Annotated in this window: 23 protein-coding genes; 12 read left to right on the forward strand and 11 right to left on the reverse strand. The window is 55.9% G+C overall.

All coding sequences use genetic code 11. From position 1 onward, the window contains the following. Positions 1 to 70: 70 nt before the first annotated feature. Positions 71 to 319: a GlsB/YeaQ/YmgE family stress response membrane protein gene (locus RAC90_RS03055; RefSeq protein ID WP_033737514.1), complete on the forward strand. Its 249-nt coding sequence runs from the start codon at positions 71 to 73 to the stop codon at positions 317 to 319. Positions 320 to 395: 76 nt separating this feature from the next. Here the strand turns inward: RAC90_RS03055 and treA are convergent, their stop codons facing one another. Further along, positions 396 to 2,081, reverse strand: a complete 1,686-nt coding sequence (gene treA, locus RAC90_RS03060; RefSeq protein ID WP_039340997.1) for an alpha,alpha-trehalase TreA — start codon at positions 2,079 to 2,081, stop codon at positions 396 to 398. A 216-nt stretch (positions 2,082 to 2,297) separates the two neighbouring features. Between treA and ghrA the strand changes: the two genes are divergently transcribed. Genes ghrA through RAC90_RS03075 form a run of 3 tightly spaced genes read left to right on the forward strand, consistent with a single transcriptional unit; the run spans position 2,298 to position 4,611 of the window. Next, entirely contained in the window at positions 2,298 to 3,239 is a 942-nt protein-coding gene (gene ghrA / locus RAC90_RS03065) for a glyoxylate/hydroxypyruvate reductase GhrA (RefSeq protein WP_058701366.1), read from the forward strand. Between the two features lie 37 nt (positions 3,240 to 3,276). Beyond that, entirely contained in the window at positions 3,277 to 4,014 is a 738-nt protein-coding gene (locus RAC90_RS03070; protein ID WP_006119703.1) for a phosphatase, read from the forward strand. A 27-nt stretch (positions 4,015 to 4,041) separates the two neighbouring features. Then, entirely contained in the window at positions 4,042 to 4,611 is a 570-nt protein-coding gene (locus RAC90_RS03075) for a molecular chaperone (RefSeq protein ID WP_006119701.1), read from the forward strand. 1 nt (position 4,612) lies between these two features. On the opposite strand, the gene RAC90_RS03080 is transcribed toward RAC90_RS03075, so the two are convergent. Both RAC90_RS03080 and RAC90_RS03085 read right to left on the reverse strand, forming a co-directional pair. Beyond that, positions 4,613 to 5,974: a CoA transferase gene (locus RAC90_RS03080; protein ID WP_375123935.1), complete on the reverse strand. Its 1,362-nt coding sequence runs from the start codon at positions 5,972 to 5,974 to the stop codon at positions 4,613 to 4,615. Between the two features lie 47 nt (positions 5,975 to 6,021). Beyond that, positions 6,022 to 6,906 (reverse strand): DMT family transporter, encoded by an 885-nt coding sequence (locus RAC90_RS03085; RefSeq protein ID WP_006119699.1) that lies wholly within the window; start codon positions 6,904 to 6,906, stop codon positions 6,022 to 6,024. Positions 6,907 to 7,082: 176 nt separating this feature from the next. On the opposite strand from RAC90_RS03085, the gene RAC90_RS03090 reads away from it, so the two are divergent. Continuing rightward, entirely contained in the window at positions 7,083 to 7,805 is a 723-nt protein-coding gene (locus RAC90_RS03090; protein ID WP_277281786.1) for a glutamine amidotransferase, read from the forward strand. Here RAC90_RS03090 and RAC90_RS03095 read toward each other — a convergent pair. After that, positions 7,793 to 8,356: a class I SAM-dependent methyltransferase gene (locus tag RAC90_RS03095; protein WP_162286833.1), complete on the reverse strand. Its 564-nt coding sequence runs from the start codon at positions 8,354 to 8,356 to the stop codon at positions 7,793 to 7,795. The two genes, RAC90_RS03090 and RAC90_RS03095, sit on opposite strands and share 13 nt — an antisense overlap. A 234-nt stretch (positions 8,357 to 8,590) precedes the next feature. Here RAC90_RS03095 and RAC90_RS03100 point away from each other — a divergent pair, with 234 nt between their 5' ends. The 3 genes from RAC90_RS03100 (at position 8,591) to RAC90_RS03110 (ending at position 12,148) form a co-directional block, all read left to right on the forward strand. After that, on the forward strand, positions 8,591 to 10,111 hold the full coding sequence (locus RAC90_RS03100) for an aldehyde dehydrogenase family protein (RefSeq protein ID WP_375123936.1): 1,521 nt from the start codon (positions 8,591 to 8,593) through the stop codon (positions 10,109 to 10,111). Positions 10,112 to 10,285: 174 nt separating this feature from the next. Further along, entirely contained in the window at positions 10,286 to 10,474 is a 189-nt protein-coding gene (locus tag RAC90_RS03105) for a hypothetical protein (RefSeq protein WP_039340978.1), read from the forward strand. Positions 10,475 to 10,939: 465 nt separating this feature from the next. Beyond that, positions 10,940 to 12,148: a cupin domain-containing protein gene (locus tag RAC90_RS03110; RefSeq protein ID WP_375123937.1), complete on the forward strand. Its 1,209-nt coding sequence runs from the start codon at positions 10,940 to 10,942 to the stop codon at positions 12,146 to 12,148. 42 nt (positions 12,149 to 12,190) lie between these two features. Here the strand turns inward: RAC90_RS03110 and RAC90_RS03115 are convergent, their stop codons facing one another. From RAC90_RS03115 to RAC90_RS03145, 7 genes are all read right to left on the reverse strand, one after another. After that, a complete protein-coding gene (locus tag RAC90_RS03115) occupies positions 12,191 to 12,883 on the reverse strand; it encodes a DUF4440 domain-containing protein (protein ID WP_205959450.1) in 693 nt (230 codons plus the stop codon). A 51-nt stretch (positions 12,884 to 12,934) separates the two neighbouring features. Next, complete coding sequence (locus RAC90_RS03120) at positions 12,935 to 13,885, reverse strand: alpha/beta hydrolase (RefSeq protein WP_375123938.1); 951 nt, start codon at positions 13,883 to 13,885, stop codon at positions 12,935 to 12,937. A gap of 127 nt (positions 13,886 to 14,012) precedes the next feature. After that, positions 14,013 to 15,485, reverse strand: coding sequence for a glycoside hydrolase family 1 protein (locus RAC90_RS03125; RefSeq protein WP_375123939.1), 1,473 nt, complete (start codon positions 15,483 to 15,485; stop codon positions 14,013 to 14,015). A gap of 10 nt (positions 15,486 to 15,495) precedes the next feature. After that, a complete protein-coding gene (locus tag RAC90_RS03130; protein WP_375123940.1) occupies positions 15,496 to 17,343 on the reverse strand; it encodes a beta-glucoside-specific PTS transporter subunit IIABC in 1,848 nt (615 codons plus the stop codon). Between the two features lie 123 nt (positions 17,344 to 17,466). Beyond that, positions 17,467 to 18,321: a BglG family transcription antiterminator LicT gene (gene licT / locus RAC90_RS03135; RefSeq protein ID WP_375123941.1), complete on the reverse strand. Its 855-nt coding sequence runs from the start codon at positions 18,319 to 18,321 to the stop codon at positions 17,467 to 17,469. Positions 18,322 to 18,896: 575 nt separating this feature from the next. Next, positions 18,897 to 19,205 (reverse strand): NIPSNAP family protein, encoded by a 309-nt coding sequence (locus tag RAC90_RS03140; protein WP_375123942.1) that lies wholly within the window; start codon positions 19,203 to 19,205, stop codon positions 18,897 to 18,899. 252 nt (positions 19,206 to 19,457) lie between these two features. Further along, complete coding sequence (locus RAC90_RS03145; RefSeq protein WP_375123943.1) at positions 19,458 to 20,378, reverse strand: LysR substrate-binding domain-containing protein; 921 nt, start codon at positions 20,376 to 20,378, stop codon at positions 19,458 to 19,460. A gap of 119 nt (positions 20,379 to 20,497) precedes the next feature. Here RAC90_RS03145 and RAC90_RS03150 point away from each other — a divergent pair, with 119 nt between their 5' ends. From RAC90_RS03150 to RAC90_RS03165, 4 genes are all read left to right on the forward strand, one after another. Continuing rightward, positions 20,498 to 20,887: a tautomerase family protein gene (locus RAC90_RS03150; RefSeq protein WP_015065578.1), complete on the forward strand. Its 390-nt coding sequence runs from the start codon at positions 20,498 to 20,500 to the stop codon at positions 20,885 to 20,887. A 391-nt stretch (positions 20,888 to 21,278) separates the two neighbouring features. After that, positions 21,279 to 22,286, forward strand: a complete 1,008-nt coding sequence (dgcN, locus tag RAC90_RS03155; RefSeq protein ID WP_375123944.1) for an N-acetyltransferase DgcN — start codon at positions 21,279 to 21,281, stop codon at positions 22,284 to 22,286. Between the two features lies 1 nt (position 22,287). Next, positions 22,288 to 23,253: an N-acetyl-D-Glu racemase DgcA gene (gene dgcA / locus RAC90_RS03160; protein WP_375123945.1), complete on the forward strand. Its 966-nt coding sequence runs from the start codon at positions 22,288 to 22,290 to the stop codon at positions 23,251 to 23,253. 15 nt (positions 23,254 to 23,268) lie between these two features. Next, positions 23,269 to 25,134 carry an ABC transporter ATP-binding protein gene (locus RAC90_RS03165; protein WP_058701351.1) on the forward strand — a complete coding sequence of 622 codons (1,866 nt, stop codon included), beginning with the start codon at positions 23,269 to 23,271 and terminating at the stop codon, positions 25,132 to 25,134. Positions 25,135 to 25,152 lie beyond the last annotated feature (18 nt).

Raw genomic sequence — 25,152 nt, forward strand, 5'->3', positions numbered from 1 at the left:
ATACTAAGCGCGTGAACCGCTTGATTAATCAGGCGATCGCCATTGACTAACCAAAAGGAAGGAGTAACAGATGGGTATTATTTCATGGATCATCTTTGGTTTAATCGCTGGTATCCTGGCGAAGTGGATCATGCCAGGCAAAGATGGTGGTGGATTCATCATTACTATTATTCTGGGTATCGTGGGTGCCGTTGTCGGTGGGTGGATCAGTACCTTCTTCGGCTTTGGCCGTGTGGACGGGTTCAACTTCGGTAGCTTTGTCGTCGCGGTCATCGGCGCGCTGGTTGTGCTGTTTATCTACCGCAAAGTACGCAGTTAACGTACGCAGATAACCAAAAAAGGCCCGCTTCGCAGCGGGCCTTTTTTATGTTAACGCGATCTCTCGCCTGCTCGCTTTATTTCGCGCTGCTTTGCGCCTCGGGAATATCGTGGGCGCTGTTACAGGTTTTATCTTTCGGACAATATTTATCCAGCAATTTTAACGTGACCCCGTTCGTCCAGCCAAAACCGTCCTGAAGCGGATATTCACCACCGCCGCCGCCGCCAAGATTGTTGCCTTCGACCACGTATTTTTCGACCAGCTTATGCTCTTTATCGTACGTCAGCTGAACGTTACGCAGGAAACGCAGACCCACCTGCTGCGCCAGTTGCGGCTTTTTATAGTGCTCCAGCCCTTCAACGGCCACCCACTGCAGCGGTGCCCAGCCGTTGGGAGCGTCCCATTGCTGGCCGTTGTTCACTGTGGTGGTCACCAGACCGCCCGGTTTCAGCAGCTGTTTTTCCACCGCGCTGGCGGTGCTGTCAGCCTGTTTGTCACTGGCAATCTGCATATAGAGCGGAAACAGCGTAGCAGCCGTTAGCTGCGGATGAATCTTACGCGTTTTCCAGTCGTAGTCGGCGTACCAGCCCTGTTTGCTGTCCCACAGATAGCGGTTAATCGCCGCCTGACGTTTTTCAGCCCGATCGGCAAAGGCTTTAGCCTGCGCATCCTGTTTATTCAGGCGATACGCCGTCGAGAGCGTTTTTTCCAGATGGAACATCAGGCTGTTGAGATCGACCGGGGCCAGTTGCGTGGTGCGGATGGTCGAAAGGTTATGCGCATCGGTAAACCAGCGTGAGCTGAAATCCCAGCCCGATGCCGCACCGGCGCGCAGATCACGATACATCTCTGCTTTGTTGCGCTGTGGCGCTTTGTTTGCCGTTGCAATGTCGTCCATCCATGATTCGGTACGCGGCACGTCGCGTGCGTCCCAGTAGCGGTTCAGCACTGTCCCGTCGGCCAGTTTGACCACCCGCTTGCTGGCATTACCTGCGGCGACGCTGTCGCTGTCCGCCATCCAGTAATCGTACTCTTTTTGTAACTGCGGCAAATAACGCACATAGACGTTATCGCCTTCATGCGTCGCCAGCAGATCTACCATCAGGCTAAAGAATGGCGGCTGTGAGCGACTCAGGTAATAAGTGCGGTTGCCGTTGGGAATGTGGCCATAGCGATCCAGCAGCGAGGCGAAGTTGTCCACCATATCCTGCACTTTATCCCAGTGGCCGCTTTCCGCCAGGCCGAGCATGGTAAAGTAGCTGTCCCAGTAGTAAACCTCACGGAAACGCCCGCCTGGCACCACATAGGGTTTGGGCAACGGCAGCAACGAGTCATATTTTCCTGTGTTACTTGTCGTCCGCGTTAACACCGGCCACAGGCCGTTAATATGGTCACGAAGGTTCTGGCCCGCAGGCGGTACATATTTGTCACTGTCGGTGGGCAGGGTGAAATTCGCGGCGACGAAGCGCTTTAAATCAAAACCGCGCTGATTCTTCTGCATCTGCCAGTCGGCCAGAATGGAGGACGGATCATATTTAGGCACGGCATCTGCAAACGTCTTTTGGTCAGGGTAAAATTTTGCCTGTTGTACGGCATTGAACAACGGTCCTAAACGGACATCGGGCGGCTGGGGTTGACTGGTCAGTAATCGGGAATCCTCGGCTGCCCAGGTGCTGAAAACGGTCGCACTTAACAACACGCCAAGCAAAACGGGCGCATGACGTTGAGACCGTTTAGTCGTTGTTACCTCAGTGTTTCTCATCGGTGTTTCTCCTTGTCCGAAATGTGATCATGTGTCACGCATTGACCACTCTCCAACTTTAGACCTTAACCGCAATTTTCACCCTTTCGTCCGGCGGAAATGTGAAGCCGCGTAACTTATTGATGATCATAACCTGCGAAATTTTGTGCTTTTTTTTCAGGCTCCGCTTGCCCTGAGACCACTTTTCCCCGAGGCTGAGAAAAAAAGAGGATCACTATGGACATCATCTGGTTTCATCCATCGCAACCTGCTGACGACTGGATCAGCGGATTACAGCAGCGCTTACCTCATGCACGTGTCCGTCACTGGACAACCGACGATACGTCCCCGGCAGATTATGCGCTGGTCCGTTCGCCGCCACCGGCCATGCTGCGGGGCCGCAATGACCTGAAAGGGGTATTTGCGCTGGGGGCGGGCGTAGACGAAATTTTGCGTCAGCTGCAGCAAAACCCGGACATGCTGGCAGACAGTGTTCCCCTTTATCGTCTGGAAGACACAGGCATGGCGCAACAGATGCAGGAGTACGCGGTCTGTCGGGTGCTGGGCTGGTTTCGGCGCTTTGATGATTACCAACAGCAGCAGCAGTCGGCCCAGTGGCAACCGCTGCCGTCGTATTCGCGTGACCAGTTTCATATCGGGATTTTAGGCGCGGGCGTGCTGGGGCAACAGGTGGCGAAAAGCCTGGCGGCCTGGGGATTCCCGGTGCGCGTCTGGAGCCGTTCAGCCAAGCAGATTGCCGGTGTGACCAGCTTCGCCGGGCGCGACGCGCTGGACGATTTCCTGCGTGACACTCAGGTACTGATCAATCTGCTGCCCAGCACCGCAGAAACGCGCAATCTGATTGATCAGAAACTGTTAGCCCGGTTGCCGCAGGGCGCGTTTTTCCTTAACCTCGCTCGTGGGGATCAGGTTGTGGAAGCCGATTTGCTCACCGCCCTGGATAGCGGGCAAATAAAGGGCGCCGCACTGGATGTTTTCCAGGTCGAGCCACTGCCTGCCGATCATCCGTTGTGGTTCCATCCGCGCGTCACAATTACTCCGCATAATGCGGCGGTCACCCTGAAAGAGGAAGCGATGGACTACATTGCCCGCGCGATTACTCAACTTGAAGCAGGTGAAAACCCACAGGGCTACGTCGATCGCCAACGTGGCTATTAACGATTCGGGCCGTAACCGGCCCCTACAGGAGCAGACAATGTATCCCGTCGATCTTCACATGCACACGGTTGCCAGCACCCACGCCTACAGCACGCTACATGATTATGTCGCGCAGGCTAAACTGAACGGCCTGAAACTGTTTGCCATCACCGATCACGGCCCGGATATGGCCGATGCACCGCACTACTGGCACTTTGTGAATATGCGCATCTGGCCCCGTATCATTGACGGCGTGGCGATCCTGCGCGGCATCGAGGCCAACATCAAAAACCAGCAGGGCGAAATCGACTGTTCCGGCCCGATGCTGGAATCGCTGGATCTGATTGTGGCGGGCTTCCACGAACCCGTCTATGCACCGCGCGACCTTACTCAGAATACCGAGGCGATGATTGCCGCCATGGCGGGAGGGTTAGTGCATATCATCAGCCATCCCGGTAACCCGAAATATCCCGTTGATATCCCGGCGATTACCGAAGCGGCCGCACACTACGATGTGGCGCTGGAGCTGAACAATTCCTCCTTTACCCATTCGCGTCCGGGCAGCGAACCGAACTGCCGGGCGATTGCCGAAGCCGTCGGCAAGGCGGGTGGACGCCTGGCCTTCGGCTCTGATTCCCATACGGCATTTACCCTGGGCAATTTTGAGCACTGCCTGCGTATCGCCAGAGAAGTGGATTTTCCGGAGGATCGCGTGTTAAATGTCACGCCGCGTCGCCTGCTCGATTTTCTGGCACTGCGCACGGGCAAGACGATCCCCGAGCTGGCGGACTTTTAATTTTTCTCCTTCAAGGAATTCTGACTCATGAATGAGTTTTCCATTCTGTGCCGCATTATCGGCTCGCTGTTTAACCGCCATCCGCAGGATCCCCTGCTGGCACCGCTGTTTACGCTGATTCGCGAAGGCAAACTGGCGGCGCAGTGGCCGCTGGAGCAGGATGCGCTGTTGAAACGGTTACAGCAGAGCAGCGATCCGCAGGCACTGACTGCCGACTATGAGGCGCTGTTTGTTGGCGAATCATGTAACGTTTCGCCCTTTGCCTCACACTGGCCGGAAGGAAAGCCGGAGTCCGAGATCCGCGCCTTTTTAACCTCGCGCGGTATGCCGCTGGGTGAAGCACCGACGGACCATTTTGGCGCGCTGTTGCTGGCGGCGTCATGGCTGGAAGATCAGTCTGCGGCAGACGAAAGCGCCGCTCAACTGGCGCTGTTTGATACGTTTCTGATGCCGTGGTGCGGCGCATTCCTGGGCAAAGTCGAGGCGCATGCCACTACCGCCTTTTACCGCACCCTGGCCGAGCTGAGCCGTGAAGCGATTCAGGCCATGTACGATGAGCTGGTGGAAAGCGCCAGCGAGCAGGGCGACGACGCCTGATTTACCACGTCGCCGGATGGCTGCCGGGTGGGCAGCCGGGCGTGGCACACTTCAGGGCGGTGCCGGGCAGCCATGCGGCGGAGTGCAGACGTACGCCGATTCCCCACGGTGTAAGTTCCAGGCTGGGCTGATTGTCGCTGTGCTGCGGGATGATCCCCGAATGGGCCATGTCGCTGGCGTAACGGTGCTGCTCCAGCAGCCAGGCGGTGCGCGCCAGCGACAGGCGCGTCTGGCTTCCGCTGCCTTCATGAAGGCGCTGACGCAGACCGGCCAGCACGGCCGCCGCTATCAGGTAACCCGTGGCATGATCCAGCGCCTGAACCGGCAGAGGCACCGGTGCAGTATGTTGCTTCCAGCGCATGCCCTGTTCGGCAATACCGCAACCCATCTGCACCAGACTGTCGAAACCGCGCCGGTTGCGCCAGGGGCCCTGCCAGCCCCAGGCATTCAGGCCCACGTCCACCAGGCCGGGACACAGGCTTTGCAGCGATTCCGCATCAAATCCCAGCTTTTCCAGCGCATCGGCACGGTAACCGTGCACAAGCACATCGGCCTGTTTCAGCAACCAGATAAACTGTGCACGGTCAGCGGGCTGTTTCAGGTCCAGCACGGCGCGGCGCTTGCCGCAGGCGAGCTCCTCATCCACGCCCGGCTCCTGCCAGCCGGGTGGATCGATACGCAACACATTTGCCCCCAGGCTGGCGAGAAAGCGCGTGGCCACCGGGCCCGCGATGATGCGCGTCAGATCCAGCACTCTGATGCCCAGTAACGGACGCGCGTCGGGCAACGCCCAGTCGACCGCAGGGCCTTCGGTCATGGTCTGCCGGGCAAACAACGGTTCATGTATGACGGCCAGTCCCTGCGGATGCTGTCGCCAGGCTTCAGCACTGCGCATTTCGGCAGCGCAACCGCCAGCGTCAATCACGGCCTGCTCCAGCTCGGAGGCCTGCCACTGCGCCACTTCCCGCGCCAGCGCATCCCGATCCGGATGCTGACCCAGCACGCTCTCCATCGCCAGGCGATGGTGGGGCGCATTGGTATGCAGACGGATCCAGCCGTTGCGGCAGGCGTAATCGCCCGCGAAAGCATCCCACAGCGCGGGTGCAGGGCGGTTAAGCGGCATAAAACTGTGCTGGAACCAGCGTGAGGCAAGGCGGACATTGATCTGTGCACGGGCAGGACGATTGAGTAATTCAGCGATGCCCTGCGTCGCTAATCCCAGACTGGTGGCCGCCAGTTCACTGACGGCATAGGCGGAGGAAAAGGCCGCGTGATCGGTGAAAACGGGCAGCGCGTGTGGCGCAGGGTTGCCATGCAATCCCTGCCACATCTGCTGCCAGAGTGCGTTGGCCAGATGATTCATGCTACAGGCTCCTGAAGCGGACGATTCCTGAAGCATAGCATGTGCCTTTAACGACGTCGTAAGCGCGGAAACCGGGCGTGCATGCGCAGATTACGCAGGTTGATTACCGCAATGGTAGTGCCGAGGATCACCAGCGAGGCACCAATAATTTTGAAACTGTTCAGGCTGTCGCCCAGCACCACAATGCCCATGATCACTGCCAGCACCGGTGTCAGCAGGGAGTAGGGCATAATCAGGTTAACGTTGTATTTCTTCAGCAGTGAATACCACAAGGTATAGGCGACTACCGAAGAGGCAATCGCACTGTAGAGAATGGCAAACCAGCCGCGCCAGCCCGCATGTTGCAGGGCATAAAGCTGATGTGATTCGGACATATAGCTGGCCGCGCCGACAATGGGCAACGCCAGAAACGCGATCCAGCCCGTCATGGTCAGCGGCTTAATCGGGGGCGATTTTTTCACAATCAGATTGCTCACCGCCCAGCCCGTGGCGCTGCAAAGCAGGATACAGAGCACCCACCAGGCGGGGATAGTCGGGCTGCCGGACAGCACCACTACACCGCTCAGCGAAATCATAATGCCGATAAGCTGGATAAGCCGCAGCTTCTCTTTCAGGAATACCATCGCCAGCAGCATCGCAATCGGCGTGCCCAGTTGCACCACAATCGCTCCTGTTCCGGCATCGGTGTAACGCATGCCGAGAAACAGCAGCGAGAAGTGCATAAAGCCAAACGTAAAGGCCAGCAGTAACAGCCAGGGAAACTGTTGACGGTTAATCCGGCAAAACGGTACCAGGACAATCGCCACGACGAAAAACCGCATCCAGGTCAGGAACAGGGGCGGTAAATCCACTAAGCCCCATTTCACCGCCACGTTATTAAAGGCCCAGATGGACACGACCATCAGAACCGTAAAGAAATGCCGCACTGCCACAATGTCATCCTTTGAAAAAACACGTTACCCGATAATCATGGCATGAACCCGCGCGGTTAAGACAATGATTAACGTTTTTTTTATTTAGTTAACTCTAAAAATTCATAAGACTTTTACAACAGTTGCTGTCAGACTGATTTTCCGAAACGTTAACGCCTGTGAGGATCCGATTCGGTATGACTTATGCACCTGCCTTGCCGCTTGCCCTGATTCAGTTAGATGTTCCTCCTGCCAGTGTGGTCGAAAAAATCGGTGAACAGCCGGTCTGGTTTATTGATGCTCTGAATTTACAGCCTGAAGATTACCTTATCGTCCGTCCGCATCTGGGTGAGCCGTTGCCACAGTTTACTGAAATCTCCGGCGCGGTATTAAGCGGTTCGTGGGCAATGGTGACTGACCATGAGGAGTGGAGCGAACGCACCGCCGCCTGGGTTCGCGCGGGGATGGACGCGCAGTTGCCACTACTGGGCGTGTGCTACGGGCATCAGCTCATGGCGTATGCGCTGGGAGGTAAAGTCGCGGACAACCCTCATGGCTGGGAACGGGGATTACTGGCGCTGAACACGACGACCGCGGCGAAGCACGATCCCCTGCTTGCGACCCTGCCGGAACACTTCGAGGCCTGGCTTTCTCATCGTCAGTCGGTGGTGATACCGCCGGCGCAGTCGACGATTCTGGCACAGTCAGAAAAAGATCCCTGCCAGGTATTGCGCTATTCGCCGAATGCGCTGTCCATGCAGTTCCATCCCGAATTTGATCGCCAGATTATGGATGCCTGTCTGCCCGACGATGTGGACAGCGATGGCGCCGAACTGCAGGGGGCGGACTGGGCACGCAGCATTTTAACCCATTTCTGGCTGCAAACGCGCCCGGCGGTCGACAGCGCTCAGGGCGCATAGTGACGGGCGCAGCGGTAAACCCAGGCGGGCGGCACGTTTTTTAAAACCCGCTGACGTTCCCAGGTAAAGTAACGGGACAAATCGGGCTGGGTCAGGGATGTGTACTGAAACTGTACAAAGACGCCGTTTGGGCCCAGCGCGTGGAAAACCGCCTGTAAAATCGCCTCGCGCAGTTCCGGCGACAGCGACAGAAGCGGAAGGCCAGAAAAAATAGCGTCATAGCTGCCGTTCAGGTACTCCGCCGAACAGGTGCGTACCGTCATGCGTTCATCATCCAGCGCGTTAAGCTTTTGTGCCAGCGCGCTGCTGATTTCAAATACGTCCAGTGTGGCCTCAGGTGCCATCTTTGCCAGCAGGCGACGCGTCAGCACACCATCGCCTGCGCCTAACTCAGCGATCCGGAATTGATGACGCCAGTCGACCGCTTCCACCATGGTGCGACACAGCGCTTCGGAAGACGGGGTGATGCTGCCCATCTTGCGCGGATTGCGGATGAACTGGTGGACGAAATCTGCTTTTGCGCGCATTAACGTGAAAGCCGAAGCCAACATGCTGACCTACCTCCAGAGTGAACATATCCTCATATTGACCTCATTCGCGCCGAAAGTTTCCAGTTAACAGGCGAAGCGGTAAAAAGTCGGAATTATCTGTAGTGGCTCTGGCGGGTATTTCCTTCGCCGCGGTCACAGTTTAGGGACAACAAACCTGTCAGGCTGGCGCTGATCGAATATGTTAACAACAAGTTTCAAAGTTGTTTCACATCACACAGCGTAAGGAGATCCAGCATGCGTTATGCCGCTCCAGGAGAACAGGGTTCTCTCATCACTTTGCAGAAGCACTACGGCAATTTCATCAACGGCGAGTTCGTCGCCCCGGTAAACGGTAACTATTTTACCAATACGTCCCCCGTTAACGGCTCAGCCGCGGGCGAGTTTCCCCGATCGGACAAGGCCGATGTCGATAATGCCGTGGCGGCCGCCGCCGCAGCCGCTGACGCATGGGGCAAAACCTCACCTCAGCAACGTGCGCTGGTACTGTTAAAAATTGCTGACCGCCTGGAAGAAAATCTGGAATACATGGCGGTCAATGAAACATGGGATAACGGTAAGCCGGTGCGGGAAACGTTGGCTGCAGATATGCCGCTGGCGGTGGATCATTTCCGTTATTTCGCCGGTTGCGTCAGGGCGCAGGAGGGCAGCGCAGCTGAAATCGACGAGTTTACCGCCGCCTATCATTTCCACGAGCCACTGGGCGTGGTGGCGCAGATTATTCCGTGGAACTTCCCGCTGCTGATGGCGGCCTGGAAGCTGGCACCGGCACTGGGTGCGGGCAACTGCGTGGTGCTTAAACCGGCAGAACAAACGCCGCTGTCGATCACGCTGTTTGTTGAACTGATTCAAGATCTGCTGCCGCCCGGTGTGGTGAACGTGGTTCACGGCTACGGAAAAGAAGCCGGTGAGGCGCTGGCCTCGCATCCCGGTATTGCCAAGGTGGCCTTTACCGGATCGACGGCGACGGGCGGACACATTCTGGAGCTGGCGGCGAAAAGCCTGATCCCGTCCACCGTTGAGCTGGGCGGTAAATCACCTAACATCTTCTTCGAAGACATTATGCAGGCCGAAGAGAGCTTCATTGAAAAAGCGGCAGAGGGCGTAGTGCTGGGCTTCCTGAATCAGGGCGAAGTCTGTACCTGCCCGTCGCGCGCGCTGGTGCAGGAATCCATCTATGAGCCCTTTATGGCGGCGGTGCTTAAACGCATCAAAACCATCAGACGCGGCGATCCGCTGGATACGGAGACCATGGTCGGTGCTCAGGCGTCACAGCAGCAGTTCGACAAAATACTCTCGTATCTGGAGATTGCCCGTCAGGAAGGGGCCGAAATCCTCACCGGCGGCGGCGTTGAAAAGCTCGACGATGCACTTGCCAGCGGCTACTACATCCAGCCGACGCTGCTGAAAGGCAACAACAGCATGCGCGTCTTCCAGGAGGAGATCTTTGGACCGGTCGTCGGCATCACCACCTTTAAAGACGAGGCAGAAGCCATCGCCATCGCCAATGATTCCATCTATGGGCTGGGCGCGGGCGTCTGGACGCGGGATATCAACCGCGCCTATCGGGTGGGCCGTGCGATCAAAGCCGGTCGCGTCTGGACTAACTGTTACCATCTCTATCCTGCCCATGCCGCCTTTGGCGGGTACAAGAAATCGGGCATTGGTCGTGAAACCCACAAGATGATGCTTGATCACTATCAGCAGACTAAAAACCTGCTGGTGAGTTACAGCATTCAGCCACTTGGCTTCTTCTGACCTGGTGCGGCGTGCCCTGTGCACGCCGCATTTTCCTCTGATGGTTGTCATATAAGCGTAATCTGCTTGTGACAGGGTGATTAGCGGCTATTATCGATCCTTCGCAGTGATCATTTCGTGCCTGTGTTGACTGGATTACCTGCTTCACTATGGATAACTGAACAGAGACGATTTATGCAAAATGCTTACGACTATCTGAACCTGATGGATGAGGTGCTCGACGGACCGGAAGAGAGCATCATCATCGTTAACCTGCCTGAACGGCACAGCGCTTACCCGTCTTGTGCGCAACAACCTGATGCGCCTTTCTCCGCACGCGCACCCCAACAGGCCGCCAGACCGCGTCGGGACGGCGTGTTCTGACAGGACGTTCATGTCGGGTCACGCAGGTTATGTCAGCCAGACGCCGCACTGCTCCGACTTATTTGCGCCCTGTTCAGGCGGTCAGGACACCACCGTCATGCTGGCCGGATAACCTGATCGCCCGTTATGCAGTCAATTCACCTTATGCCTGCTCAGTCACCCGCCTGCGCCGGTGCACTCACTGGCCTGCACCTGTAACAAAGTGTGACCAAAAACGATACGAAGGCCGGACGCGAAAATTATCTTTTCGTGCCAGTTCTGGGGCAGTATCAATAAGAAAACTTAACCATTCCTAAACCGGCGGCAAAGAGTTCGCACGCGTTGATAACTTCTGCGCCATACCTGTCTTGTGGTTGTCATCAAAATTTACATATCACATAAATAAAATTCAACTTTCCCCGCTATACATTCCTTAGGACAGTGCATGTCGGCGACTTTATCAGCAAGGAACGAGGTAGTGTATTTATGAGTAAATTAACCCGAAGAAGTTTTATGGCTTTTGCGGCGGGCGGCACCGTCGCGCTGGCGGCCGGACAGGTGCACGCGCATGACAGCATCCAGTCTTTTTCCGGCGGGGGCCGCGATCCCGGCCCGCACGATCCGATCCGCGAAGCCGAAAACCCGGATATCGTGAATCCACCGGTGACGGACAGCGGCACGTTACCGAATCTGCGCTTTTCCTTCAGTGACGCGCACGTACGTAAAAGCAGCGGTGGATGGACCCGCCAGGTCACTCAACGTGAGCTCGGCGTCTCCACCACGATTGCGGGCGTGGATATGCGCCTCAATGCAGGGGGCATTCGTGAGCTGCACTGGCATAAAGAGGGCGAATGGGCCTACATGACCTATGGCAACGCCCGCGTCACGGCGTTTGATACCGACGGCACCTGGTTCGTGGACGATATTGGCGTGGGTGATTTGTGGTATTTCCCGCCGGGCATTCCGCACTCTATTCAGGGCCTGGGGCCGGACGGCTGTGAGTTCCTGCTGGCCTTTGATAACGGTGGATTCGATGAAGACAGCACCTTCCTGCTGTCCGACTGGTTTAAACATATTCCGCCCGAGATCCTGGCGAAAAACTTTAAGGTCCCTGTCTCAACCTTTGCGAAACTACCGTCGCCGCAGGACGAATATATCTTTGCCGCACCGGTGCCCGGCAGCCTGTCATCGGTGCAGGTGCAAGGGGCAACCAAAGCCAAACGCACCTTTACTCACCGTATGCTGGCGCAGGACCCGATCAAAGCGCCAGGCGGCACGGTCCGCATCACCGACTCTTCCACCTTTAAGGTCTCCAAAACCATTGCGGCGGCACTGGTCGAGATCGAACCCGGTGGCTTGCGTGAGCTGCACTGGCATCCAAACAACGATGAGTGGCAATACTATCTGGAAGGCGAAGGGCGCATGGGCGTGTTTGGTTCATCCGGCCAGGCCAGAACCTTTGATTACCGGGCCGGAGATGTCGGCTATGTGCCGTTCGCCATGGGGCACTATGTGGAAAACACCGGCAAGGGGCCGCTGCGGTTCCTGGAGCTGTTCAAAAGCGATTATTACGCTGACATTTCACTGAATCAATGGCTGGCCGGTACGCCGCGCGACCTGGTGAAACAACACCTGCAACTGGACGATGCGTTTATGGATGCGCTGTCGTTGCAGAAAAACCCGGTAGTGAAATAGCCAGGCGGGCGCATCCGTCTTCAGGATGCGCCGGTATCCGCACTAAAAATCCGGTTCTGCTGCGGGGCTGGCCTGATGAAAAATCATCTGCCAGCCTTGCGTTGCGTGGTACACCCAATGGGACGACCGCCATGCGGCATGACGGCCATCGGGTCTTGCGGTACGGTAAAGCAACAGGGCGTGATGTGTACCTGTCTGTATCAGCTGAAAATCGCGGCTGACGATTGCCGGCGCATGCGCTTCAGCTTGTAAGGCCGCAATCGTCTGCGCGCGATTCACCCGCACGCCCGAGCGGGTAATTTCCTGAAATTCAGGATGCAGTCGCTGCGCCAGCCAGGCTGCATCGTAACGTTTTTCCTGATGCAGACTGCATTCCAGCGCCGTCAATGCGGCCAGCAGTGTCTGATAGCGTCCTGTCTCCGTCTCACAGGGGGCGGTGTGATGTATCACTGCCACCTGAGAATCGAGCTGAATCGCGGGATAGTGCTCCTGCATGCCCGCCAGCAGTTCCGCATCGGGCCATTCCTCATCTTTGCCCAGATGCTGCGCGACGGATGACAGCGGCATCATGACAACCCGTTCAACAGTCACAATGACGCTGTCAGCAGGATCTTCGTGGTTGATATAACGCAGTGGGCCGGGCGTAATGGCCTGTTCCTGCCAGCGTATCGTATGGCGTTTGTTGCCCGCCCGCACCGCTGTCATCAGGCGAGGCACAATGTGCAGCATTTGCATCACTTCACTCCGTGAGCCCTGGGTGGACGTTAACCCTGGCCTGGCTGAGTATCAGGGCGCAAAGCGCGACAGCCAGATTTGGCGCAGTTCCCGGGCCTGCAACGATACTGCCGCCGTCTCACTGCCGTGGAAACCATGAAACGCGCCCGGCCAGACGTGCAACTCCACGGCAACCCCGGCGCGGATTAACCGCTGTGCATAGTCGAGGTTCTCATCCAGAAACAGATCCAGCGTGCCCACGCCAATCCAGGCTGGGGGAAGTCCGCGCAGGTCTGTGGCGCGAGCGGGGGCCGCATAAGGCGAAACGGCTTCGCCACCGGGTGCTTCGCCCAGCAGCGCCGACCAGCCGATGCGGTTGTATTCCCGCGTCCAGACAAACTCGCCGGTCACGGGATTGGGGTGGGTTTCGGTGACCGTGCGGTCATCCAGCATCGGGAACATCAGATTCTGAAAGGCCAGCGTGGGGCCATTCCGATCGCGGGTGAACAGCGCCAGTGAGGCCGCCAGCCCGGCACCGGCGCTGTCGCCCATAACACCGATACGTGCCGGATCGATGCCCAGCATCGCGGCTTCATTCACCATCCAGTTCAGCACCTGATAGCTGTCTTCCAGCGATCCCGGAAATACGGTTTCCGGTGACAGCCGATAGTCCACCGAGACCACCACACAGTTATGTCGCCGTGCCGTCGCGCTGGTCAGCGACAGGGACTGCTCCGGGCTGCCAAACAGATGACCGCCGCCATGAAGATGTAATATGCCCATGCGTTTACCGGCGGCCGCAACGGGCGTGATCACACAGACTCTGACCGACGGATGGCCGGGAAACGCGATCAGGTGTTCATCAATGTTCAGCCCCTGGTCGAGGTACGACTGGACCTGCTCAAGCGCAGCATCCTGGCGCTGCTGGCGTAGCGCAATGATTGCGTCAGGCGTGAGTTCCAGCGGCGCGCTGTTAGCGAGCAGGGGACGTAGCTCGGGATCGACGAGATGCAGCGTGTTCAACTTAACCCTCTCTTCAGGTTGATGTGACAGCAACGTGTTTCTGCCAGATATGCATGGCAGCGGCTGAGATCAAAACGACCTGCTGACAGCGACTGCCAGCAGGTCACAGCAATGGCGTTCAACCGGCTTAATGACCTGTGTCTTCGCCATTGGAGGCTATCAGTTTTTTATACCAGTGATAGCTCTTTTTTAAGGTACGTTTCTGCGTGCCATTGCCCATATCGTCCTGATCCACGTAGATAAACCCATAACGTTTAGACATCTGCGCCGTACCTGCGCTCACCACGTCAATCGGTCCCCACCAGGTGTAGCCAAACAGGGGAATGCCATCCGCAATGGCCTCTTTCATTTGCGCGACGTGCTGGCGCAGGTAGTCAATGCGGTAATCGTCATCAATACTGCCATCGGCCTTGACGGTATCGACTGCGCCAAGGCCGTTTTCGGCAATAAAGAGCGGCTTTTGATAGCGATCATACAGCTGATTCAGTGCCAGTCGCAGGCCTTTGGGATCGATTTGCCAGCCCCATTCACTGGTTTCCAGGTGCGGATTTCTGATGCCGCCTGTGATCAGGTTGCCCTGCGCGCCGGTGAGTTTTTCAGGATGGGCGCTGACCGTGCTGGACATGTAATAGCTAAAGGAAACAAAGTCCACCGGATGTTGCCGCAGGATTTCATCGTCGCCCACGGCTTTAATCAGCTGTACGCCTTTTTCCGCCAGCATTCTTTCTGCATAAGCCGGATAGTAGCCGCGTGCCTGCACATCGCTAAAAAACAACGACACGCGCTGCATCTCTTCGCACGCCTGCACATCATCCGGATGGCAGGTGTGCGGATACAGGATTTGATAGCTGATCATACAGCCCACCTGCGCACCGGGAATAATGGCGTGGCAAGCCTTTGTCGCCAGCGCGCTGGCGACAAACTGATGATGGGCACCCTGGTATTTATCCTGTTCAATATGCGGGTGACCTTCTTCAATTACGCCAATGCTCACGTAAGGGTGATGCTTAACACAGTTGATCTCGTTGAACGTCATCCAGTATTTCACTTTCTTTCGATAGCGCATGAAAACTGTGGTGGCAAAACGCACATAGAAATCTACCAACTGGCGATTGGGCCAGCCGCCGTAATCCGTCACCAGCGCAAGCGGCATTTCGTAATGTGACAATGACACAATCGGTTCGATCCCGTGAGCGAGCAGAGCATCCAGCACTGCATCATAAAACTGCAGGCCCGCCTCGTTGGGTTCTGCTTCATCGCCGCGTGGAAAGATGCGCGTCCAGGCAATCGACATCCTGAAGCACCTGAATCCCATCCCGGCGAACAGCGCGATATCCTCTTTAAAGTGGGTGTAAAACCCGTTGCCTTTACGTTTGGGATAATATTTTTTGCTCTCCGGATTCTGTGCTTCCGCTACCTGCGCATGGGTCATGCTTAACCACTGATCCAGCCACTGGTCTTGTGGTGTGGATGCGTCAAAGGTGTACACATCCGATACGGACAGCCCTTTACCGCCGACATGCCAGGCGCCCTCAAGCTGATTCGCGGCCGTGGCACCGCCCCACAGAAAACCTTCGGGAAAAGAGGGTGAATACGTCATGCTTTGCTCCTTAAACCGCTGCAGCGGTGAGTGTCAGAAAAGCGTCACGGCAGGCGATATGTCCCCCGGCTTTTACCGGGCGAACCTCGCCATAGCGTTCGCAGTTGGTCACGATTACAATCACGCTCGGATCGATGCCTTCGGCCTCAAGCGCGTTCAGATCGAATGTGATCAGCAGATCGCCGGTGCGGATAAACTGGCCCGGCTGAATATGGCTGGTGAAATGGCGGCCGCCGAGTTTCACGGTATCGATGCCAATGTGGATCAGGATTTCCGCGCCAGTGTCACTTTTCAGCCCCAGCGCGTGGTGGGTTTCAAAGAGCGACTCGACGCGGCCATCAATGGGGGAGCGCAACTTGCCGCCGGTCGGATAAATCGCCAGCCCTTTGCCAAAAATTTCATCGGCAAAAACCGGATCGGCTAAGGCGCTTAACGGAGTGATCTCACCGCTGACCGGCGCAAAAAGCCTTACGTGGTCCTGTGTATGATGACAGTGTGAGGAGGCTGTATTGTCCACGTTCTTCCGGGGCGCTTCCTCAAAACCCAGTATGACGGTCAGCATGGCCGCACTGGAAAAGGCAATGACCAGACTCAGCAGTGCTGATAAGAAGGTGGGACCAACCAGGGCGGGAATGCCGGGCAGGCCGCTGAGTGCAAACGCATAGGTTTTTACGCCCATCGCCATCGCAAACGCACCACCACAGGCACCGCCAAGCAGAGCGGCGGCAAAGGGACGTTTGTAGCGAATGTTGATGCCGTACATCGCAGGCTCGGTGATGCCCATGGCAGCACTGAAGCTGGTGGTAAGCGCCAGCGATTTAAGCTTTTTATCCCGGGCCCGCAGAAAGACGCCAAACGCCGCACCGGCCTGACCAAGGTTAGCCACATAGAAAAGAATTTTAAACGGGTCGAATCCCAGATGGCTGATGTTATGGATCATGACCGGCACCAGCACATAGTGCATGCCGGTAATAATAATCAGCGACAACGTCCCGCCGACCACCACGCCCGCGATAATGCCCATGTTTTCGACCAGCCAGATAATGCCCCCGGTCAGCGCGTTACCGGCAAAAATCCCTAATGGCCCGATAGCGATCAGCGTCACCGGCGTGACGATAAGCAGGCTTAAAAGCGGAACAAACATGGTTTTGAGGGCGGCAGGGATAATGCGGTCAATCAGGCGCTCCACGTAACTCAACAGCCAGATTGATAGCAGGACCGGAATGACTGTCGAAGCATAGTTCACCGTGGGAACGGGTAAACCCAGAAAACGTATCGGCTCACCTGCGGTAAAGAGGGTTTGCAGGGCAGGATGAAAGAGTGATGCCGCCAGCGCAACAGCGACATAAGGATTGGCACCAAAGCGTTTTGCCGCACTGAACGCCAGCGCCAGCGGCAAAAAATAGAACACGCCATCGCTGAGCGCCAGCAGGATCTGGTAGCTCTGGTTTTGTGTCTCCAGCCAGTGAAACGCCACCATTAGCGCCAGAATGCCCTTGAGAATCCCTGCACCCGCTATGGCCGGAATAATCGGTGAGAAGATGCTGGACAGCCCTTCAAGCACTGCGGAAACAGGGTTACAGGGCGAAGCAGGGCGGACAGGAGCTTCCTGAAGCGGAAGCTGACTGAGCAGCGCATCGCATAGTGGTTTGACATCATTACCGATGATGAGTTGAAACTGGTCGCCAGAAATATTAACCCCGATCACGCCATCCAGTGCTTCAAGCGCGTGATGGTCGGCTTTACTGTTATCTCTTAGTAAAAAACGCAGGCGGGTTATGCAGTGAAATAAAGACTGTACGTTATCTTTTCCGCCTATCAGGGGAATAATTTGCTGTGCGGTGTCCTGATAATTCATAAATTCCTCCAGACTGAAGTCGATATGACGTCATCCACAATGACCGGCATAAACCGGGTGGCATATTTTCTGGGGTTTGCCTGATTAAACAGTCACAAGCCGGTAAAGCAATTCAGTAATGCATTATGAGGTGTCAACATCATGCGCACTGCGCTGCACGATGTTTTCAATGTGTACCGTTAGATAGAGTTTTTCTGAGTGACTCATACTGTGGTGATAATGTTTTTTTACGAAGGTGCTGATGGCTTCTACGCACTCAAACGTTCGGGCATATCGCTGTTGTGCCAGCGTGAATAATTCCTCGTCGTCGTTATTTAATACTTCGCCAGCAATGACCCGCTGCGCAAAGAATTTTAAATGGGTAATGAAGCGCTGGTAATTCAGACTGTGTTCATCGCGGGTCAGCGTAAAAAAGTATTTTACGATTTGTTGTAACTGACAGAGGAGTTGGGTGATTTTAGTGGTTTTGCCTAAGTTATCATTGAGCCCGGCATTCACGATATGCAGCGCAATACTGCAGGCTTCGCTGTCTGGTAGCACGGTGCCGGTGCGGGCCACCACCATGCCCAGTGCCTGGCGGCCAATCGCATATTCTGCGGTATAAAAATGACGGACTTCCCATTCCAGTGGGTTGGCGAGCAGCGCGTTATTTTTATGCCGCTCCAGCGCAAAGTAGAGGTGATCGGCCAGCGTGACATACAGCCCTTCGCTTAGTTTATGCTTCAGCGTTTCATGCGCCAGGCTGACGATATCGGCGGTCAACTGGAGAATATCGATGGGAACTTCACTGACCAGATCTTTAAAGCGTGCAGAGATGCCTGAATCTTGCAGCCGAAATATCTTTTCTGCTTCGTGCAGATGAATACGGGCCCCGTTGCGTGTATTAAATCCCAGCCCCCGACCGGTTAAAATCACTTCAAGGCCGTTATCATCTACGGCACTGACCACATTATTATTCAGTATTTGTCTGACCAGCATCGCTCACTCCTGAAACACAATCGGGCAAAACATAAATACAGCGTTGAAGGGATTATCCCTCAGCCTGCATTCAGGTTTTGCCCGATAATCGGTAACAAGCGTGATGCCGGTTAATCTTGACACCTGGAAAATTGATATTCAATATGAAATTGTGCAGTGAGTCATCTGGCGCGCTGATTTGTGATCCGCTTTACGAAAAGTAATAGATAAAGCCGTTACGTGATCGGGGGGAATGGGCGATGCCGGCGAGTTAGTGCGCTGGCAGGTGAGGGGCAGGGTATTAGGTAGCAGGCAGCTCGGGAATGAGAAGATACGTGATGGCTGTTAAAAAATGAACGTCTGCTATGAGCGAAAAGCGGACGCGCGCAGTTAGTCGAGAGTAGCTGAAGAATTTGCGAATGAGGCCGTATATTCATTTGCAGAGAACAGATCAGGTCACTCGCGATCGTTGCGCCTGTTGCCGTAAAGGCTGTATTCAGGCAACCTGCGCTTTCCCATACCCATTCTGCTCATTCTCACGTGATCCTGCGGACACTCTCTTTCAGGGCATTCGTGCCGCTCTTTATCACGGTTTCCTACGCCTGAGTGACTGGCCGCATGAAGCTTCGTTCATAACTTATGATGCTTCGATTAACCTGTTCAGTTGCAAAGACAGAAAGGCATTCAGGATCTCTCTTCATTTCTTCACGGTACGCTTCATATGCCGCAAGGCTGGGAAAACTAAAAAGAGCATAGGCCAGATTGTTCGCTCCCTCGTGAGGCAGGTAATAACCGTGATGACTTCCCCCCATACGGTTCACAATAGGAATCCATGCCCGCGCGTAAGACTCAAACTCATCCAGCTTATAGGGATCTATGACGTACTTTAGAAAACAGGTGACCATATCAGTGATGCCTTAAGATAAGAGGGTGATTAGGGATAAGATTACTGACCCCTATAAAACGTGCAAAAACCACGATGTTTTATCACAAGACCACTATTGCGTCCTTACCTGGTGCCATGACAACGTGAAGTTAAGGAAGCTCTGTGTACATAAAACACTCACCCTCTCATTAAAACAGTGATATGAGCAACGTCCGCTCCTGGCACAATGCAGCCCATCCGCACATAATCACCACCACCATTCTACTAATCTCTACTCCGCAAACCTCGCCCGCAGCCACCGAATAAACGTGGTCACAGCCTTAGGAACCTGCGCAGTATGCGGACGTATTACCCATAAGCTTTCGGCAAATGCGTCTACCGTTCGCCATGCGGGCAGAACCTGCGTTAGTGTCCCTGCAGCCAGCGCGGCGCGCGCACTAAAATCAGGGAGCAGGGCGATACCGAGTCCCTGTAATGCCGCATCGCGGACGGATTCGCTGTTGTTAGTGGCAAAGTTTCCCTGTCCCTTCACCATTACGGTTTCCTCTCCGCCCGTCACTTTGTGGAAATGCCATCGCGGCGGTTCCTGTCCGCGCAGATAGTACAGACAGTTATGCCGCTCCAGGTCGTCGGGCTTTTGCGGGGTGCCGTATTGCGCCAGGTAAGCGGGGGAGGCAACCAGAACCGCATGCGTGTCACACAACTTCAGCGCAATGTGGGTCTCCGGAAGTGTCTGGCTGTGACGGATGGCCAAATCAAAACCTTCACGAGTCAGTGATACCAGACGGTCGTTGACATCCAGCTGAATAGTGACCTGCGGGTACTCCCGGACAAAATCGCCAATAACCGGGACGAGCTGCTGGCGCGCAAAGGCTACCGGCGCACTGACACGCACCAGGCCTCTCACCGGGCCGGTTTCATCACGAATGCGTAAAAAGGATTGCTCAATTTGCGCAAAAGGATCGCGTAAGTTATCCACCAGTTTTTCGCCCGCCGAGGTCAGACGGACGCTGCGGGTAGTGCGCTGCACCAGTGCTGTGCCGGCCATATTCTCCAGCTCTTTGATTTTCTGGCTCATGGCTGCCTTGCTGACCTCCAGCCGATCAGCCGCGCGGGTAAAACTTCCCGATTCAGCGAGTACCGTCAGCCAGTACAAATGCACCCACAGTTCATCCGTGCGGAATGCTTTCATCGGGATTGTTCAAAATAGCGAATAATCATTTCAGCCCTGTCTCTTTTTCTTTTCAGCAGTAGTCGTCAACATAGCGCGACATCATACACTTACGATTTAGACCAACCGAGGGTTTATTTATGCCATTGCTGACATTCGACATCATTGAGGGACGTTCTGCTACGGAAATCAGAACAATGCTGGACGCTGCACATCGGGCTGTGCTCACCGCGTTTAACGTTCCCGAACGTGACCGTTATCAGATTGTTCACGAAAATAAAAATTACCAGATGGTGTTCCAGGATACCGGGCTGGGGTTTGAACGCAGCGACCGTCTGGTGATGGTCCGGGTGTTTACCAGCCCGAGAAGTGAAGAGCAAAAAACGCGTTTCATGGCGGAACTGGCACGGGAACTGGCAGAACACTGTGGGGTGGAAGGGAAAGATTTGATGATCAGCTTTATTACCAATGCGCCGGGTGACTGGAGCTTTGCGGATGGTGAAGCACAGTATCTGACCGGAAAGCTGTAATTACCGCGTTTCCTCTCGGTTGTCAGTCACAGCGTTTTGACAGGAAAGATAACATCCTCACCACGCACCTAAGCGTGTTATCCGTGGCACCCGATACCACGCCGGGGCATTATGAAAGACAGCGTCGAAGTAAACGGCCTTGCTTCCCGTTGACTGACATAAAGCGATATCTCTCCATGGATTCCCCGGCGGATATTATCCTTTTCCTATGACTCGCCCCGGCACCGGGGCCGATTTCACCCTGATTCGTTGAAATAACGCGGTTGCCATTAGTTTTTTATCTGACTATAGCCTGCCGTTATACCCCGCAACCAAACAAGCATTCGTCACTTTTCAACACGCATGAAATAGTGGTTTCAGAACCTTACCTTTGTCTGAAACGAGAACTCTCATGCTAATCCCACAACCCTATTTACTTTTTCTTGGCGATGTTACCGATCCCCTCGCGGCAAAAACGGCGCGCGGTATTCATATCTGGCGACCGGAACAGTGCGTTGGCGAAATTAAACTGCCGGGCTGTACGGTCAGCCTGGGGCTGGATGAACTTGATATCGCCAGCGCCAAAGCGCGCGGCGCGAAAACGCTGGTGCTGGGCACCGCCAACGCAGGGGGATATCTGCCCGAACACTGGCTGGATACGGTGAAAAGTGCCATCAAAGCCGGCATGAACGTGGCCAGCGGATTACATCATCGTCTGGTAGATGAGCCCGAGCTGGTCACGCTGGCAGAGACGTTTGGTGTTGCGCTTTTCGATTTACGTCATATGCGTCCGAAGCTGAGTGTTGGCAGCGGTAAGAAGCGTTCAGGCAAGCGGATACTCACGGTGGGGACCGACTGCTCAGTGGGCAAGATGTACACCTCACTGGCGCTGGAAGCGGCAATGCGTGCGCGCGGAATGAAAGCGGATTTTCGTGCCACGGGACAGACCGGGATTCTGGTTGCAGGGGAAGGCATTGCTGTGGATGCGGTAATCGCGGACTTTATTGCCGGTGCGGCAGAAGCCCTGTCTCCTGCCAACGATGATGATCACTGGGATATCGTGGAAGGGCAGGGATCGTTGTTCCATCCCTCTTACGCGGGCGTCAGTATGGGGCTTATGCACGGTGCGCAACCGCACTGGTTGGTGATGTGCCATGAAATGGGCCGTCCGCATATGCGCCATTTGCCGCATCAACCGATGGTCAGCCTGAAAGACTGCGTGGAAGCCAATCTGCGCGCCGCCCGGGTGACCAGTGAGTCCGTTCAACTGGCTGGCTTTGCGATTAACACCTCAAACTACACGGAAGAAGACGCGCGCGCCTATTGTGCTGAAATCCGTGCCGAATTCGGTTTACCGGCAACCGATCCGGTGCGTTTTGGTATCGATGACATCGCCGCGCTGCTTCAGGAGCGGGGCTGAGATGAGACAGGTGCAGATCAACGTGGTGGAACTGCCGCTGGCGCGACCGTTTGCTATCTCGCGCGGTGTGCGTACCGCCGTGACGGTTATCCGCGTCACGCTTGAGCAAAACGGCTTTATTGGGCAGGGCGAATGTACACCAACGGCGCGCTACGATGAAACGCCAGACAGCGTTCAGGCCCAGCTTGAGGCGGTACGCGCTGACGTGGAAGCAGGCCTGAGCCGCGATGATCTGCAACACCGTTTGCCTGCTGGCTCCGCGCGCAATGTGCTGGACTGCGCACTGTGGCGACTTGACGCCGCACGGGCCAGTCAAACGCTCTGGCAACAGAGTGCATGCCCGCCGCCACGCTCGGTCGTCACGGCGGAAACCCTCAGCCTCAATACGCTGGAAAACATGGCGCTGGCAGCGGCGGATGCCGTCTCGCGGGGTGCCATCCTGCTCAAAATCAAGCTTGACCGCGATGCGGTTCTGGAAAAAGTGGCGGCGATTCGTGCGGCGGCCCCGCGTGCGACGCTCATTATCGATGCCAATGAAGCCTGGTCGGGAATGGATCTGGAAAGCCTGCTGGTGGCGCTTCAGGCCTATAACATCGCGATGGTCGAGCAACCGCTTCCCGCAGGTCAGGATCATGACCTGCAACGCTTCCGTCATCCTGTTCCCGTCTGTGCGGACGAGAGTTGCCACACGCGAGAGGATATTGCCAGCCTGCGTCATCGCTACGAGATGATCAACATCAAGCTGGATAAGTGCGGAGGTCTGACGGAAGCGCTGGCGATGGTCGATGAAGCGCACAAGCAGAACATGCGCATCATGGTCGGCTGCATGCTGGGTTCATCCCTGGCGATGGAAGCGGCATTGCCTGTGGCGGTGCACGCAGAGCACGTCGATTTAGATGGCCCGATCTGGCTGGCGGCTGACAGCTCTCCTTTTTTGAATTACTCCGATGGCCGTATCTGGCTGTAACGCGACGAGGCATTGATGACGGACACACGACTCACTTCTTCTGCCACACGTGCTGACGGTGCATCACCGGTGCTTGCTGTTCAGGACCTTAGCGTCTCATTTCGTGGACGCAGTGGTGAGAATCAGGCGCTGAAAGGCATCAGTTTCGCCATTTATCCAGGCGAAATTGTCGCCGTGGTGGGCGAGAGCGGCTCAGGTAAATCAGTCACGTCGCTGGCCGTGATGGGCTTGCTGGCGAGCAGCGGCCGTATCGATCGCGGCAGCATGCAGTTTCGCGATCGCCGCGGAGAAGTTCATGCGTTAGAAACGCTGGATGACAGTCAGCGCCGCACGTTGCGTGGCCGTGAAATGGCGATGATCTTTCAGGAGCCGATGACCTCACTGAATCCGGTGCTGCGTATCGATGATCAACTCACCGAAGCGTTACGCGACCATCATCAGTGCGACAAGAAACAGGCTCATGCGCGCGTACGTGAACTGCTGCGACAGGTACGTATTGCCGATGTCGATCGCGTCATGAAAAGCTATCCGCACGCGCTGTCCGGCGGAATGCGCCAGCGCGTGATGATTGCTCAGGCGCTGGCCTGTGATCCGCAACTCCTGATTGCCGACGAACCCACGACGGCGCTGGACGTCACCGTACAGGCGCGCATTTTACATATCCTGCGTGAGTTGCAACGCGAGAAGAACATGGCGGTGTTGTTTATCACCCATGATATGGGCGTTGTGGCGGAAATTGCGGATCGTGTTGTGGTCATGCTGCGTGGCGAAGTGGTCGAACAGGGCACCGTGTCAGAGATTTTTGCCGCCCCGCAGCATGCGTATACCAAAGCGTTGCTGGCAGCCGTGCCAAAACTGGGCGATATGCGCGAATACGCGTGGCCGCAACGCTTTCCTCTGTTGGGTGCACAACAGGCGGCGCAACACGAACAGCTGACGGCGCGCTACGACAGCGAACCGCTACTCGATGTACGTGGGCTAAAAGTGTATTACCCCATCCGCAGCGGCATCTTCTCGACCCATACGCATCATGTGCATGCGGTTGAGCAGATTGATTTCAGTCTGTGGCCGGGTGAAACCCTGGCCATCGTGGGTGAAAGTGGCTGCGGTAAATCGACCACCGGGCGTGCGCTGATGCGCCTGATCGCCAGTGAGGCGGAAAGCATCCACTTTGAAGGAAAGGAAATCTCTCATCTGAAAGAGACGGCATTCCAGCCGCTGCGCCGTGAAATTCAGATGGTGTTTCAGGATCCCTATGCGTCACTGAATCCACGTCTGACGGTGGGGTTTACCATTGCCGAGCCGTTGCTGTTGCATGGCATGGTGGACTCACTGGAACAGGCTTCTCCACACATTGATGCGCTGCTGACAAGCGTCGGGCTGTTGCCGGAGCACGCGCGTCGTTATCCGCACGAATTTTCGGGCGGTCAGCGCCAGCGTATTGCCATTGCCCGCGCGATGGCCCTGAAACCGAAAGTGATTATTGCTGATGAAGCCGTATCGGCCCTTGACGTTTCAATTCAGGCGCAGGTGGTGAATCTGATGATGGATCTCCAGCAGCAAACGGGCGTAGCCTGGATATTCATCTCTCATGATATGGCGGTCGTCGAGCGCATTGCCAACCGCGTGGCGGTGATGTACCTCGGCCAGATTGTCGAGCTCGGACCGCGCCAGTCGGTCTTTAATCAACCGCAACATCCTTATACCCAACGTCTGCTGGCCTCCGTGCCAGTGGCAGATCCCGAGAACCGTCAGCCTCGCCGTTTTGATGACAGCGAAATCCCTTCGCCGTTGCGAAAGGTGGGCGAAACGGTCACGAAACCCCGTTATCGGCAGGTTGCACCGCAACACTGGGTCGCTGACGGCATTGCATTGCGATAATCCTTAACGACCAGGAGA

Origin of the sequence: Pantoea sp. CS_6 (assembly GCF_041954745.1) — a bacterium.
Lineage (GTDB): Bacteria > Pseudomonadota > Gammaproteobacteria > Enterobacterales > Enterobacteriaceae > Pantoea > Pantoea stewartii.